The 14,797-nt window shown below is 54.7% G+C and carries 14 protein-coding genes; 3 read left to right on the top strand and 11 right to left on the bottom strand.

From position 1 onward, the window contains the following. Positions 1-92 precede the first annotated feature (92 nt). Positions 93-470, top strand: a complete 378-nt coding sequence (locus tag RCI_RS06560; RefSeq protein WP_012035623.1) for a hypothetical protein — start codon at positions 93-95, stop codon at positions 468-470. Between the two features lie 263 nt (positions 471-733). On the opposite strand, the gene RCI_RS06555 is transcribed toward RCI_RS06560, so the two are convergent. The 4 genes from RCI_RS06555 to glyA form a co-directional block, all read right to left on the bottom strand. Further along, a complete protein-coding gene (locus tag RCI_RS06555) occupies positions 734-1,831 on the bottom strand; it encodes a DUF373 family protein (RefSeq protein WP_048198185.1) in 1,098 nt (365 codons plus the stop codon). Positions 1,832-2,020: 189 nt separating this feature from the next. After that, complete coding sequence (locus tag RCI_RS06550) at positions 2,021-2,881, bottom strand: coiled-coil protein (RefSeq protein ID WP_012035621.1); 861 nt, start codon at positions 2,879-2,881, stop codon at positions 2,021-2,023. Between the two features lies 1 nt (position 2,882). Beyond that, positions 2,883-3,566 carry a phosphoserine phosphatase SerB gene (gene serB, locus RCI_RS06545; RefSeq protein ID WP_012035620.1) on the bottom strand — a complete coding sequence of 228 codons (684 nt, stop codon included), beginning with the start codon at positions 3,564-3,566 and terminating at the stop codon, positions 2,883-2,885. Beyond that, complete coding sequence (gene glyA / locus RCI_RS06540) at positions 3,547-4,818, bottom strand: serine hydroxymethyltransferase (RefSeq protein ID WP_012035619.1); 1,272 nt, start codon at positions 4,816-4,818, stop codon at positions 3,547-3,549. Before glyA ends, serB begins: the two co-directional genes overlap by 20 nt. Before the next feature lie 197 nt (positions 4,819-5,015). Between glyA and RCI_RS06535 the strand changes: the two genes are divergently transcribed. Then, the gene (locus RCI_RS06535; protein WP_012035618.1) at positions 5,016-5,585 is read left to right on the top strand and encodes a hypothetical protein; all 570 of its coding nucleotides are present in this window, start codon (positions 5,016-5,018) and stop codon (positions 5,583-5,585) included. Between the two features lie 308 nt (positions 5,586-5,893). Here the strand turns inward: RCI_RS06535 and RCI_RS06530 are convergent, their stop codons facing one another. From RCI_RS06530 to RCI_RS06515, 4 genes are all read right to left on the bottom strand, one after another. Then, complete coding sequence (locus RCI_RS06530; protein ID WP_012035617.1) at positions 5,894-7,081, bottom strand: aminotransferase class I/II-fold pyridoxal phosphate-dependent enzyme; 1,188 nt, start codon at positions 7,079-7,081, stop codon at positions 5,894-5,896. Beyond that, positions 7,078-7,557: an Lrp/AsnC family transcriptional regulator gene (locus RCI_RS06525; RefSeq protein WP_231844980.1), complete on the bottom strand. Its 480-nt coding sequence runs from the start codon at positions 7,555-7,557 to the stop codon at positions 7,078-7,080. The genes RCI_RS06530 and RCI_RS06525 overlap by 4 nt, the downstream gene beginning before the upstream one ends. 150 nt (positions 7,558-7,707) lie before the next feature. Continuing rightward, on the bottom strand, positions 7,708-7,920 hold the full coding sequence (locus RCI_RS06520) for a histone family protein (protein ID WP_012035615.1): 213 nt from the start codon (positions 7,918-7,920) through the stop codon (positions 7,708-7,710). An 837-nt stretch (positions 7,921-8,757) separates the two neighbouring features. Continuing rightward, positions 8,758-9,315 (bottom strand): CBS domain-containing protein, encoded by a 558-nt coding sequence (locus RCI_RS06515; protein ID WP_012035613.1) that lies wholly within the window; start codon positions 9,313-9,315, stop codon positions 8,758-8,760. Positions 9,316-9,427: 112 nt separating this feature from the next. Between RCI_RS06515 and RCI_RS06510 the strand changes: the two genes are divergently transcribed. Beyond that, entirely contained in the window at positions 9,428-11,038 is a 1,611-nt protein-coding gene (locus RCI_RS06510; protein WP_158308877.1) for an NEW3 domain-containing protein, read from the top strand. 254 nt (positions 11,039-11,292) lie between these two features. Here the strand turns inward: RCI_RS06510 and RCI_RS06505 are convergent, their stop codons facing one another. From RCI_RS06505 to pyrG, 3 genes are all read right to left on the bottom strand, one after another. Then, positions 11,293-11,796, bottom strand: coding sequence for a DUF2124 domain-containing protein (locus RCI_RS06505; protein WP_012035611.1), 504 nt, complete (start codon positions 11,794-11,796; stop codon positions 11,293-11,295). Between the two features lie 8 nt (positions 11,797-11,804). Then, on the bottom strand, positions 11,805-12,785 hold the full coding sequence (locus tag RCI_RS06500) for a DUF128 domain-containing protein (RefSeq protein ID WP_012035610.1): 981 nt from the start codon (positions 12,783-12,785) through the stop codon (positions 11,805-11,807). Positions 12,786-13,098: 313 nt separating this feature from the next. Further along, a complete protein-coding gene (gene pyrG, locus RCI_RS06495) occupies positions 13,099-14,676 on the bottom strand; it encodes a glutamine hydrolyzing CTP synthase (protein WP_012035609.1) in 1,578 nt (525 codons plus the stop codon). Positions 14,677-14,797 lie beyond the last annotated feature (121 nt).

Raw genomic sequence — 14,797 nt, 5'->3', positions numbered from 1 at the left:
GCAAGCTTACCCCCGTTGTCATATCTAAACGACCCGCGGATTCCGTCGATGATGGTTAATATGATAAAAAGCGACATAAACTGGGAGATTATATGGCTGGCGTTGGCAGAATAGGGGACTTCGGCAAACCGGACTACGAAGCGAATCTGGATATAGAGAACCGTCTGGATACCACGGATCCTCTCGTGGACGAGAACATACCCTACGAGAAGCGGGTGAAGGTCCTGATGGACCGCGGAATGACCCGGGAGCAGGCTGTAGAATGGATAGAGCACGCCCGGGAAGACATGAAAAAGAGGGAGTATCGCAAGAGAGACATCCTCATAGAGCAGTCACAATTCCGCAAAGAGCTGGGGGAGCTGAAGAACTGCACTCCCATCGACGAGAGCTGCCTGATCCCGGGTCCCGGGGGCGAGGAGAACAAGGATCCCGAAGCCAGGCGCAGGCAGGGACCGCTACCAGAGCAATAGCGCCTCGGGGTTCTAAGGCGTTATCCCGCCGGCTTCGGCTTCCTGAGGCGGCCAGTATTTTCATATTTTTATCCCCTGGAGGAAATACCGGGCATGTGCCAGAGCCTCTGTATCCTGGGATTATCCATGGACTCGTTGAAATTATTCCATTATGTCAGTAATGCCTTCCGGCCCGGAGGTCAGAAGCACCTGATCGAACATGGCGATCTGGCTGCTCTGCTGGTAGCCGGACTTACTTAGCTCTGCTAAAAAGATTTTCAGGCTTAGAAGTCGATGACTTCCACGGTCCTGAACTGTGCTATCTTACGCACGTAATTGGATAATTGCACCCCAACGTAGCTGACTATGACGGCTACGAGTATCGCTATGCCCAGGTGTTGTAAAGCTACTGATGTAGCATCCTGCATCCTGATGATGTAGTCGGTGCCGCCCCACACGAGAGTTCCCATGGCAACCAGGAAGAACGGCGTCGCCAGGTAGCGGTAGAGCGTCTCGCTCTCTTCCGTGTAAGCGTCTATAATCCAGCCTATGACGATGGCCAGCATCGAGGCCACAAACCACCATATTGCTGCGTTAAAGAACCATGCCGCCAGCATCAGGTATCCTGGCTGTCCGTTAGCAATGTTCAGCTGGTTGAATACTTCTAGTGCACCGCTGATGAAGGCCATTGTAATCAGGATCAAGGATATAAGGTAAGTGACGAAGGTCAGCTTGGCTTCCTGGAACGACTTGCGCAGGTTGTACGTAAATGTCTGCAGCAGATCGTCTAACCCCAGGCCTTTATATAGCATGTAGCTGCCGATCAGGGTGGCGATGGCGACAGGGGCTGCGTTCTGTATGCCTGTCAGCGTGGTAATCGCATATACCAGGAACGTGACGCCGGTGGGTATGAAGATGATCCTCGCAACCTTCGGGTCGCTTGCCAGCTCTTTTATGATATAATACGTGCTCTCGAGGTTCTGCGCCTGCTTGACAACGACTCTCCTGACGGACTCGACCTTCATCCTCGACTGAAGGATGGGGAGAACGGATTCATCTTCCGCGCCGTCGCTGACAAGTACCGCTTTCTCCACCTGCATCTTGAGCAGGATGTCGTCGAGCTGCTGGGCGATAGCCCTGTCAGATTTCAGGCCCAGCTCCCGGTGGCCTGCGATGCAGACTACTTCGACGTCGAAGCCTTCGGACTTGAGCTCATCGTAGACCTGGATGCCGCCGAAGATCGTGTTGATGTCCGAGTCCTCCGGGTCGGCAGCGCCCAGCTTGGTTGCTGCTTCGAGGCAGGCAGCTCTCCCGATCACCGGGCTTTGAACTCCTCCCTTGACTCCTATGTCATCGTCTTTATCGATACATACGATCAGCATGTCCAAGATGGTTACCTCGCAAGTGCGTAGAAGACTTCTATTCAGGTATCATCAAGGCGCTCGTCAATTATAAATCTTCTCTCGGCGATGCTGCCGGAATTTAGCTACAGTTACTGTAAGCTGCAGCTACTTTAAAATGAGTATAAAGAATTGGGCAGGTTCCTCGACGAGGAACCCTATGATCTCTATTTACAGTAATCCGGAGCGCTGTAACAGGAGCAGATCTTCGGTGTTGAGTTTCTCGCCGGCCTTGAACTGGGCGTAAACATCCTCTGCCTGCTTCTTGTACTCGACCTTGTCCTTGGTGTCCTTCTCGGCCTTGGTCTTCTTCTTGAGACCCACAATGACCTTGTCGAAGTCGCGGACTTCCTTCTGCAGCTTCAGGAACTGCTTGTGGTACTCGTCTGCAGTTTCCTGCGCCTTGACGAATTCCTTGTGCTGTGCGTCTGCATCTGCCCTGGTCTTGTCTGCTTCGCGGAAGCACTCGATCATCTTGTCGTGGTACTCCTGTGCCAGGTCGGCGTATTCCTTGACCTTTTTGTGGTATTCCGATGCCTGGTCCCTGTAGCTCTGCGCTTCTGTCAGGAAAGTCTTAAGCTCCTGGTTCTGCTCGAGCTGTTCCTTCTTCTTCCTGAACTCTTCCTTCATCTCGGAGATCTTGTCTACGAGTGCGCGCTCTTTCTCGGGGCTCAGCACTTCAGTCTGCTGCTTGAACTCCATGTGGTCGATTTCTTTCCTGAGTTCGTTCAGCGATCTGCCGCTGGTGGTGCTGTCCTTCTTGCGGATGCCATCTACCTTGCTGTAGACTTCGTTGGCCTTGTCATTCAGATCGTTGCGCAGCTCTTTGTTCGAGCTTACCTGTTCATTATACTCGTCTCTCTTGACGCGGTATTCCTGGGCTTTCTCGATCAGTTCCTTCGTCTTCTTGTTGAGTTCATCCCTCCTCTTGGCGAATGCGCTGGCCTTGGAGTTCCACTCGTTCCTGTTGTTTTTTAACTCCTCAGCCTCTTTAAGGAACTTTGATTTTTTTTCTTGCAGTTCTTTAAGCATGTTAGTCGTCTTCCTCCTCTTTTATCATAGGAATCAAGGATTCCATATTTTTGCCCTCTACGACTACGTCAGCAGCCTGGCGAACCACCGGTTTGGCATTGAAGGCCACAAATTTGCCGACTACGCCAACCCAGCACAGGTCGTTCGACCCGTCGCCCACCGCTATGCAGTCTTTCGGGCTAATGTTTTCCAGTTTGCAAATCTCTTCGAGAACCTCCTTCTTCGAGTTTTGCTTCGTCAGCGGCCCCCGGACTTCTCCGGTGACCACGCCGTCCTGGATCATAAGCTCATTCGCGTACACGTAGTCCATGCCGAGCATGGAGCCCACGCGCTCCGCTATAATCGTAAACCCTCCCGAGACGAGGCCGATGCGATATCCGCTCGCCCTCAGCTCGCTCATCAGTTTACTGGCACCGGGCATCAGAGGAACGCTTTCGGCGATGCGGATGGCATCGCTTTCAGTGAGGCCCCTGAGGAGCTTGACCCGTTCGATGAGTGCCTGTTCGAAGTCCAGCTCGCCGTTCATGGCGCGCCGGGTGACATCTGCCACGTAATCACCCACGCCTCTGGCGCGGGCGAGTTCGATAATGCCCTCGCAGTCTATGACTGTCGAGTCCATATCAAAGATGATCAGTTTTTTTCGAGAACAGTCTGCCTCCTTCGAGTCACCTGAGTGAAAACTCATAGGCACCATCGCCATCAAAGCAGTATTTGACTGCCTGATATTGTGACTTAAAGTGTACGACATCCTTTTTAACCTTTTCGGGTTCCTCTTTGTCAATGGCGACGCGCTTGATGAACTTTGCCACTTCTTTCATCTCCGGCTCGTTCATGCCCAGGCGGGTTAACTCCTGGGTGCCCAGGCGCAGACCGGACGGGTTGTCCGTCGTGTTCACATCGTCCCACGGGAACAGGTTCTTGTTAGTGATGATATTCGCCCTCTCCAGCTTCGACGCAAGCACGGAGCCGCCGCCGATCTTCGAGACGTCCACCGCAATCTGGTGGGACTTAGTGTAGCCGAGATCCTTGCACAGCACGTTGAAGCCGAGGTCATCCATCGCCGCTCCCAGCGCCTGCGAATTCTTCACTATCTGGGCCGCGTACTGCTTGCCGAACGCCTTCATCTCGGCCAGGGTAATAGCGAGGCCTGCCTTGTGGTGCAGGTGAGCGTTGCTCACGGTGCCGGGGAAAACTGCCTCATCGATGTCTTTTGCGAACTTTTCCTTACACAGGATAATGCCGCCCTGCGGCCCGGGGAAGGTCTTGTGAGTGCTGCCAGTCACGACGTCTGCCCCTTCCCTGAGCGGATCCTGGAACTGCCCGCCGGCGATAAGGCCGAGGACGTGGGCGCCGTCGTAGACGATGCTCGCTCCCACTTCATCGCAGACTTCTCTCGCCTCTTTCACCGGGTGCGGGAACAGGAACAGGCTGGCGCCGAACATGACTACCCTGGGCCTGATCTCCCTGATCTGCTTGATCATCCGGTCGACGTCGATGTTCATGATCTGGTTATCATAGGGATGGGTATAAATTTTAAGGCCTCTAATACCGGCCGCCGAAAACTTCGCGTGGCTGATGTGACCGCCGCTCGGCACCGCGAGCGCCATGAGCTTGTCGCCCGGGTCCGCCAGGGCGAAGAAAGCGGCGATGTTGCAGTTGACTCCTGAAACCGGCTGGACGTTGACATGCGGAGCCCTGAAGATCTCCTTCGCGAGCTCGATGGCTTTGCCCTCGATGACGTCCACAAAGCCGCACCCCTGGTAAAAGCGGTGCCCTACCTGGCCTTCGGCATACCTGTGGCCCAGGTCGGAGGAAAGTACCTTCCGCACCATCGGGCTGGTCACGTTCTCGCTGGCGATCATCGGCAGGGAATGCCTGAACAGGTCCTGGCTCCCTTCGACGGCGTCTACTATCGTCTTCACGTCGGGATTCAACACTATAACCTCGCTATTGCTATTGCTAAACATGGTCAAGGATAAAAAGGTTTGGGTGCGCAGAACAGGACGGCGGAGACGCAAGCCCTTATAAAAGCTCTCTGTTTCCCGGCATGGGCGTCGCAATACAGCTTACAGATAATTTACCACTTACATAGAAAATATTATCAATAGGTAATTACAAATTTGTAATTACTACCATGGCAAGCTTCAGGATCGTAAGGGCCGCCATTTGCCTGGCCCTACTGGCGCTAATCTTCACGTCGCTGCTCCCTGCTTCGGCCACCGCCGTCGCCTACGAAGCCCTGCCCGCCGGCAGCTTCGGCTCCCCGGGCCCGACTATGTACGGCAACAGCCAGTTCAAGGCCAGCATTGCCGATGCCATGGATTATCTACGCGAAGAGTACCCTGACGACTACGGTCGTGTCGCCTACTGGATATCGGAGATCAGACCTACGGGTACCTACACCCGGATCGACAACCACGGCATCTGCTACATCGATTCTGATGATGCCAGAGCATCTAAATACTGGCTGGCCGGAGTCCTCATCCACGAGGCCCAGCACACCTACGACGACAACGTCTACTTCTTAGATCACTCGTACACCGCCCGGGAATCCGAGGCCAGGGCGCTCGCAGTACAGGGTGCATATCTCGGCTCGGTCAACGGCTGGACTGAAGATCAGGTCCAGAGCTGGGTTGATGGTTACCTTGCCCAGAACTACTGGGAGACCATACCGGTCAAGTATGGGGACAGCCCGCTAAAGTAACACTAAGCCGAATTTGCGTTCGTCATAGACATTTATTGAGCTAATGCTTATGAGCCATAGAAGGGCGACGAACGCTGCGCTGTGCTAATCCTCACAGATGCCACAGATTCCGATTGATTCCACAGATTTCTCTGCTGAATCCACAGATTACTACACGATATCACAGAGGGAATACTCTATATTATTCGAACACCGATAGCAATCATAAGAGTACTCGATCAGAATGGTTTGGCACAGCGCAGCGTTCGTACTGCTGAGTCAGATATTATTCAAGGATATATAGCTTAAAAATTGTAAAAAGAAAGAGCTCAGGTCCTCGTTTTAATCTTGGGTGCCTGCTCTCTTTCCAGCTCTTGTAAGAACTCTGCTATTCTGTCCAGCGCCTCCTTGATCTGCTCCATATTTGTAGCGTAGGAGCATCTCAGGTGGCCAACTCCAGTCTCTCCGAACACGCTGCCGGGGACGGCGATGACGTGCTTCTCGAAGACAAGCCGCTCTGAGAATTCGGTGTCGGTAAGGCCCGTCTTCTTGATCGAGGGGAATGCGTAGAAAGCGCCTTTCGGCTCGAAGCAGTCGAGGCCCATGTCATTAAACCCTTTCACGATGACGCGCCTGCGGCGGTCGTACTCCTTGATCATTTCCTGCATGTCGTCCTGGCCGCTCTTGAGCGCCTCGATGGCCGCCATCTGTGCATTGATCGGTGCGCAGAGCATGGTGTACTGGTGCACCTTCATCATGGCTTCGATGACGTCGGGGTTGCCGCATGCGAAGCCCAGCCTCCACCCGGTCATGGCGAAGGCCTTGCTGAAGCCGTTTAAGAGGATGGTGTTGTCCCGCATCCCTTCGAGCGAGGCGATGGACGTGTGGGTGCCCTCGTAGGTCATCTTCTCGTAGACCTCGTCCGACAGTACCATGAGATCGTGCTCGATGGCCACGTCAGCGACCTCTTCGAGGTACTTCTTCGGCATGATTGCGCCCGTGGGGTTGTTCGGGTAGCTCATGATGATGGCGGTGGTGCGATCGGTGATCTTCGCCTCTAAGTCTTCTCTGGTGACCCTGAAGTCGTTGTCGACCGTGGTGTTCACGACGACCGGCTTGCCCCCGGCCATGATGACGCACGGCTTGTAGGATACATAGCTGGGCTCGACGACGAGGATCTCGTCCCCGGGGTCGGTGATCGCCCTGACGGCGAGGTCGATGCCCTCGCTCACTCCAGTGGTGACCAGCACCTCATTCTTTGGGCTGTAGTCGACGCCGGCTCCGTCATAGATGTATTTAGAGATTTGTTCCCTTAACTCTAAAAGGCCCCAGTTGGACGTGTACGTGGTGTAGCCCCGCTCCAGCCCGTAGATGGACGCTTCCCTCACCCTCCAGGGCGTCACGAAGTCGGGCTCGCCCACACCCAGTGAGATGGCGTCTGGTATCCCTGAAGCGATGTCGAAAAATTTCCGGATGCCCGAGGGGGGCAGGTTTCTGACCTTGTTGGAGATCTTCATGGGTGGACGACCAGCCTGGTATCTTCTTCTTTGTCGAACATGATCTCGCCCTCGGTCTTATAAGCCCGCAGCATGAAATGCGTGGCTGTGTGCTGGACCTGGTTCAGCGGCGCTATCTTCTCGGCGACGAAGAAGGCTACTTCTTTCATCGTCCTGCCCTTGATCACTAAGTGGAGGTCGTGGTCGCCGGAAACCAGCATGCAGGTGACCACTTCCGGGAACCTGGAGATACGCTCGGCGATCGTCTCATAGCCTACGCCCCGCTCCAGCGAAACCGAGACTTCGATGATGGCGTACACAGAGTCGTCCCCGAACTTTTCCCAGTCGATGACGGTCTTGTACCGCTTGATAATACCTCTGGCTTCCATGGCCTTGATGAAGTTGGCTACTTCGTTCTCGTCTAAGCCCGTCTGCGCAGCGATATCTTTGGGAGAAAGTCTTGCGTCCTTCTCCAGTAGCTCCAGTACTTCTCTCATAATGACCACGTTAAATGATGGCATTTTGTATGTCTATATTTAAAAGCTTAACCGATAAGCAAGCCGATAAATAACTGGCGTTCAGGCCGTGGGCTTTGGAGAAGGCTCAGAAAAGGGTGATAGCCCCTGAAGGGTATCGGATAAAATAGATTAAAGGTTAAGCCGCTCTACAGCCAGCTTAATGTCTTCGGCCTTGATAGTCTTCCTGCCTGCGTGCGCGCACAGCTTGCTCGCCTCGCGGCCGATCTTCAGGACGTAGTCCTCGGTATATTTTACCATCTCGTCGACGGCCTCTGCAGAGATCCTTTCGCCGCCCGCCTCGCTTAACAGCCTGGAAATTGGTGCCTTGGAAATCTCGGTCATATAAACTACCTCTTTATCGTATAGCTTAAGTAAGCACCCAATACCTAATAAAATTTTCTTTTCTCGCCGATTCTGACCTATTTATTCTTTTCGAGGCAATTATAGTCATAAAAAGCAAAATGGCGTTATATATAAAAGTAAAATGCCCAAAAGCTGATTTATTTATGTATCTGGCCACCTGCATCAGGGCAACAATATGCGGCCATCGAGCGGACAATACTGCAGAAGCCGCTCTTTTTGCCGGTGGCACTATAAGCCGGCGCCCTGTAGGGGCAGCCTGTACGGTTGCACTCCCGGTGATCTGTATGGTTATACATGATGCGCAGATGGGCAGGCTGGTATATAAGATGGCCCGGAGAGCAGGCCGAAAGTATTTCACCAGAACGCTTGAGTCATAAGGCTAACGCTGCACTTTACCGGCCATTATTACAAGGATAAGGTAAACAGTTGTCTCTATGTGGGTGAACGTTGTCGAACGCTGCGCTGTGCCAATCCACACAGATTCCACGGATTTCGGTTGATTCCACAGATTTCTCTGCTGAATCCACAGATTACTACACGATATCACAGAAGGAATATACAATACTATTCGAACACCGATAGCAATCACAAGAGCACTCGATCAGAATATTTTTGTTTATCTGTGGAATCAAGCGTCATCTGTGCAATCGGTCGAAATCCGTGGATTCTGTTTCAATCTGTGGCATCTGTGAGGGTCTGGCACAGCGCAGCGTTCGTCTTGCTGTCTCATGTCCTCAGATCAATCAGAAACGCACAGCGCAGCGTTCGTCTTGCAGTCACGAGCCCTTATCAAGATAATAAGGGCCGTAAACTGCTTCACTTATTAAGCAGCCGCATAACGTCGTACTTGGTGATGACCCCTACGGCCTTCCCCAGCTCCATGACGAGCACCGCGTGGTAGGTCTCGAGCAGGTGGGAGACTGTGCCCATGTCTGTGCCGGGGGATACTGCCGGGAAGGACTCTTCCATGAGAGCCCTGACCTGGGATGCGCTGACTCTGGCGAAGTCTTCGGTGCCCATGGCCTGTACGACAGAATTTTCCGAGATGCTGCCGACGGGCACGCCGCCGTCGATCACCGGGAGTTGCGAGAACCCGTGCTTCTCCATGAGCTTGACGGCGTTGTCCACTGTGTCGGATGACGTCACTGCGATCACCGGTGAGGTCATCAGGTCTTTGGCCGTCACCTTGCACCGCTCCATCTCGTCCAGGGCAGTCAGGATACTTCGGAGTGTAGATAGTCGGGGGTCCACATCTCCCGACTCGATGCGGGCGATCAGCGGCTGGCTGACGTTGGCCTTCTCCGCGAGGGAGGCCTGGGTGAGGCCGAGCTTGATCCGCCGCTTCTTGATGCTTTCCGGGGTTGGCAGTTCCATAATCGACTAAACTGCACGTGATGCATATAAATTTATCTATTAAGATAGCGTCAGCCCTTTTTACATTTATTCTATCGGAAATATATTTATTAATGCATGCCGAAGTCTGTGTGTGATACCGCCTGCAGGCTCTGTCTTTAAACGGAAAGTGCCGTCCTTCAGAGTTACTATCAAGCTCGCTATTGTGGCAGCAGCAATAGCTCTCCTGATCGCCTCAGCCTGTCCTGCCCATGCCCAGGCGATCAATGATACGAAGGCCGGGACTGAAACCGAGACAGAGGTTGAGATTCCTGACGAGGAAGAGGTGGAACCGCCTGAAGTACCCGATATAGAAATAGTGCCTGTGGTCTTGATCGAGGGCTACGTGAGCGAAGCGCCGGACATCCGTGACCGTCCCGGAGTGCTCATCCCCGTGCCTAATGCGCAGATCTACTTCATCCGCAACAACATCGTCTTCGCTACGGCGACGTCCAACGCCGTAGGCTTCTACTCAGTAGCCATACCTGCAGGCGACTATACCGTCGCAGCAGCGGCTCCCGGCTTCCAGACGCTGATCAGGGAACAGACATTCCGGAGCACTCAGACGCACGACATCGGTCTGACACCTATACCCTTCAACGGATTCGTGCCCTACGCGCTGTACCCCGTGCTCGAAACCAGCCCCGGCCGGGAATTCGACTGCACCATTGTAGTAGAAAACTTTCAGATCATCGATCAAATGGTCACCTTTACGGCGGTCACGCCCCCTGAATGGCAGGCATGGTTCCCTCTGGGCGAAGCGATGATGGTGCGGACAGGCGACTCCAACGAAATGATCTTCCGCATGAAATACACGGGCAAGCAACAGGGGGCGCATACTATAAAAGTAGTGGTCAACGGAGGCGCCTACTTCGCCGAGATCCCCGTGATCGTCGTGGTCAAGGACCTCCCCTTCGAGTCCATGGACTTCTACGCGACTTCCCCTGAAAAATATATCAAGCCCGGGAACACCGCCGATTTCATCCTGTATGTCGAGAATAAGTACGCCCAGGACAAGCTCATGAACATCAGGGTAGATGACATCCCTCCCAACTGGAGCGCCACGACCGGCAACGGCACTGAGCTCTTCATCCCGGACGGCAAGATCACCCAGACACACTTCTATGTATACGTGCCCGCCGAGACTCCTCCCGGCAACTATACTGTTAATGTGACTCTGTGCGGAGACGGGATCCAGTCTAATACTTTAACGCTGAAGCTCCGGGTAGAAGCTGACCCGCTCTACGACGCGATCATCAAAAGCCACAACCGTTCTCCTGAAGGCTACCCTGAGTTCAACGTATCGACCGGCACTGCCTTCGACATTCCCGTCAGGATCTACAATAGCTGGACCTTTCCCGTCAACATACAGGCCAGCGCCCTGATCGCCGATAACTGGCCTTACTACATAGACGGAGTGCCCGGCGGCAGAGTCAAGATCTCGCCCGGCAAAGCCCAGGAGTTCACCATCAGGACAATGGTGCCCAATGGCACCTACGGCACCTTCCCCATAAAGGTCTACCTCGAATCCCCCGGCAGAGACATGACCCTCACCGGCAGCATCGTAGTCCCTGCCCCGGAGCCCTCACCCACCCCCGAACTGCCAGCTACCCACGGCTGGGAAGGCCCGGCCCTCACGGGCATCACCGCAGGGGCGATATTATTCACTATCGCCGCTTCGCTGCTCCGGAAGATGAAATTCTGATTGCCACGATGGCACAGCCATGGTTCACTACCGAGACACACAGAGTGGCTGGTTTACCACAGAGGCACAGAGGTGCACAGAGACTTACTTGATAACTGGTTAGAAGATCATTCTTCAATAAAAAATCTCTGTGCGTCTCTGTGGTTCTCTGTGCCTCTGTGGTTACTTGTTCTCTGTGCGTCTCTGTGGTGAACAGATCGCCATGCACCCTGCGTTAAAAAAGTGAGTGCTCCAAGATTAAGCACTGGGTAATCTTACTCGACCTTGTCGAGTGTAACTGTGTCAATGTTGGCGTTTATGACGAGGTCGAAGGGCACTTTTCCTTCCCATCCCGCTTTGGCGAACATGTCCATGAAGCAGACGCCGATGACTTTGCCGCCGGGCTTGAGGACTTCTTTGATCACCTTGTTGGTGCCTTCGATGCCCAGGGAGCACGAGGGCATGGATATGCCGCCGAGGACCACGACGAAGTCGGCCCCGTGGGGGTCGACGTTGCCGCCGATCTGCATGCCGAGGCCGCTGACGTACCAGATACCCCTGGCATCGTCAATGATGCCGTCGGGGATGAGGATCATGCCGGGCATGGTTTCCCGGATCGTGTACGCGAATAATTCGATGAAGGGAACACATGTTCCAGAGCAGCCCACAAACGCTATGCGGTGGGTGGGCTGCAGCCCGAGCTTTTCCGTCATCGTAGCCTTGAACATCCTCAGCATGCCTGACAGGCCTTTTGACGTCTCTATAGTGTTCTTAACCATGCTAACTCCTACTCCATCTTCTTCAGTTCCCTGATGTTTATGACCGTGGCGAGCGGCATGATCCTGGTCTTGATGCCAAGCTCCACGAACGCTGCGAACGGGTTGATGCCCGAGTACTCTACGATGCCGCACTTGCCCAGCTCGATGGGTACCCCGAGCAGAGGCCTGACCGGCTCGCACCCGGACACCACGCCCAGGAACTCAGCGGCTTTCATCTGGTATATCAGCTCTTGCGCTTTCTCCCTGGCAGCGACGGGTATTTCCCTCACGTTGGCGAGCACTCCTCCCGTGCCTGTTTCGATGGCTTTGTTGACCGACGTCATCTTCCTGGAAGTGAAGACGCTCATCGGGTTGATCGAGGTGCCGCTGTAGTCGATAACGTCAGTGAAGCGCTGGACTTCGCCGTTTTGTATCCACAGGATGCCGCCGTATTTCAGGTTGACTGGTATGCCGTTCTTGAGGAGCACCCCGTCAAGCGTGATGCTGCAGACGCTGGCAAAGGCGACGCTACCCAGAGGCACGTCGTTCTCCAGGATCTCCTCACCTTCATCGACGATCTTGATCCTCGGGCTGATGGCGTACCCGGCGTTGACCACGCGCTTGATCGCGCCAAGCGCATCTTCGAACCGGTCCTTGGGAATGTAGCAGATGTTGACCGCCACCTCGCCTGTATTTGTGGCCGGATCATAGGTGGTCATCAGCTCGATCTCCTTGATCCTCGTCGATATGAACCCGATGCGGTCGGTGACCAGTGCCTGTTTCAGCTCATCCTCGCCGGTAGCGGTGAGGACCCGGCCGAGGTAGCCGTGCTTTTTGGTGAAGCCCCGCTCATCCAGCATCCGCAAGTGGTACCGGACCGCACGCTCGCCGAGATTGTAGCCTCTCCGGTTCATCTCCTCGGCGATCTTTCTCGCGCCCATCTCCTCGGTAGCTTCGCTGAGTATTCTTAAGATCTCTATGAGCTTACGCTGTGTATCCGCGTCAGGCATCCTTTAACATCCTTATAACTTTTTATTTATACACTGCCACTTTAAATCCTTACTGTCAGTGTCAGTAGCAACCCGGCTGCCGGGTGAAAAACCAGGGCTAGCCAGGCTTACCATCTGTCCGGCACAGTGGCAACGGCCAACAGAGCCTTCGCCGGGCTACGATAATCTAACAGCTATAGTGATAGGGGAATATCCGATATAAGTGTAGCGACGGGATACTTACCAGCGATCGCCTGTAGTGCAGACTCTTTCTCGCCCACCCAGGATGAAGGAGACCGCCTTCCCAGCCGCTGCCCCGGGAGCCCCCTCAAAACTATTTGTGGAGCATCGCCTCCACGAATCCCAAAAACGGCGGGGAGGGCCTCTCCGGCCTGGAGCGGAACTCCGGGTGGAACTGGGTGCCGAGGAAGAACTTGTGGCCGGGCAGCTCGGCGATTTCCATGCGGTTGTCGTTCTTGGCGGAGAACACTAAACCGTGCTGCTCGATGACGTCGATCATGTCCGGGTTGACCTCGTACCTGTGCCTGTGGCGCTCGCAGATTTTCGTAGTGCCGTAGAGCTTGTGGGCGAGGGTGTTTTCCTTGACCCACGCCGACAGTTCGCCGAGCCTCATGGTGCCGCCCATCTTCTTGATGTCCTTCTGCTCAGGCAGGATGTCGATCACGTGGGTGCCGGATGCCGAAAGCTCGCTGCTCGTCGCGTCGGGGAAGCCGGCCACGTGCCTGGCGAACTCGATGACGGCCAGCTGGAAACCGAAGCACAATCCCAGGTAGGGCACGTTCTTTTCCCTGGCGTACTGGATGGCCTTGATGTTGCCTTCCACGCCCCGGATGCCGAAGCCGCCCGGCACTAAAATGCCGTCGACGTCCTTGAAGAACGGCGTGACGTCCGTTGCCTGCTCCACGTCCTCCGACTCGATCCACCTGATATTAACTTTGCAGCCCATGGCAGTGCCGGCGTGCTTCAGCGCCTCCTTGACACTTAAGTAGACGTCTTCCATGCCGTACTTGCTGACGATGGCCACGTTGACGATCCTGTCCGCCGATTCCAGCTTGTGGACCATCTGGGCCCAGGACTGGTTGTTCTCCCTGATGGCGAGGTTCATCCGCTTCATCAGGTAGTCCGACAGGCCCTCCTGCTCCATCTGCAGAGGCACCTGATAAATATCCGCCGCGTCGTGGGCGCTGATGACGGCCGCTTCCGGCACGTCGCAGAACAGCGAAATCTTGCCCTTGGTAGACTTGTCGAGGGGCTTCTTGCACCGGCCTACGATAATGTCCGGCTTGAGGCCCAATTCTCTTAATTCCTTCACGGAGTGCTGGGTGGGCTTGGTCTTCTGGTCGCCCATGCTGTCTATAGGCACCAGAGTGACGTGGATCAGGCTGATGTCGTCTTCCTTCTCCTCGGCGAGCATCTGCCTGATGGCCTCCAGGAAGGGCATGCTCTCGATGTCGCCCACCGTGCCGCCCACCTCGATGAGGCAGATCTCGGCGCCGCTGTCCCGGGCGATCCTGCGAATTCTCTCCTTGATCTCGTTGGTGATGTGGGGGATGATCTGGACTGTCTTCCCGAGGTAGTCTCCCCTGCGCTCCTTCTCAATGACAGCCTTGTAAATCTTGCCCGTGGTGATGTTATGGTCCGAGGTGAGGTTGATGTCGATGAAACGCTCGTAATTCCCGAGGTCCAGGTCCGCTTCCCCGCCGTCCTTCAGGACGTAGACTTCGCCGTGCTGGAAGGGGCTCATGGTGCCCGCGTCGATGTTGATGTACGGGTCGATCTTGATCGCCGTCACGTTGTAGCCCTTGTTCTTGAGGATTCTGCCCGTAGAGGCTGCAGTAATACCTTTTCCCAGACCACTCATGACACCGCCTGTTACGACCACATACTTCATCACTATCACCAGTATATCCTGAAATTATAGTGTCGTCTTAGTGATATAGTTACTGATAAACCTGTCGCCAGGCCACTTCGTGGCCAGAGTGCATAGGGATCTATAAGCATGGGGCCCTGCG

The organism is Methanocella arvoryzae MRE50 (assembly GCF_000063445.1).
GTDB classification, from domain to species: domain Archaea; phylum Halobacteriota; class Methanocellia; order Methanocellales; family Methanocellaceae; genus Methanocella_A; species Methanocella_A arvoryzae.
Note: the sequence above shows the minus strand (reverse complement) of the source record. Positions and strands in the feature narration are given on the sequence as shown.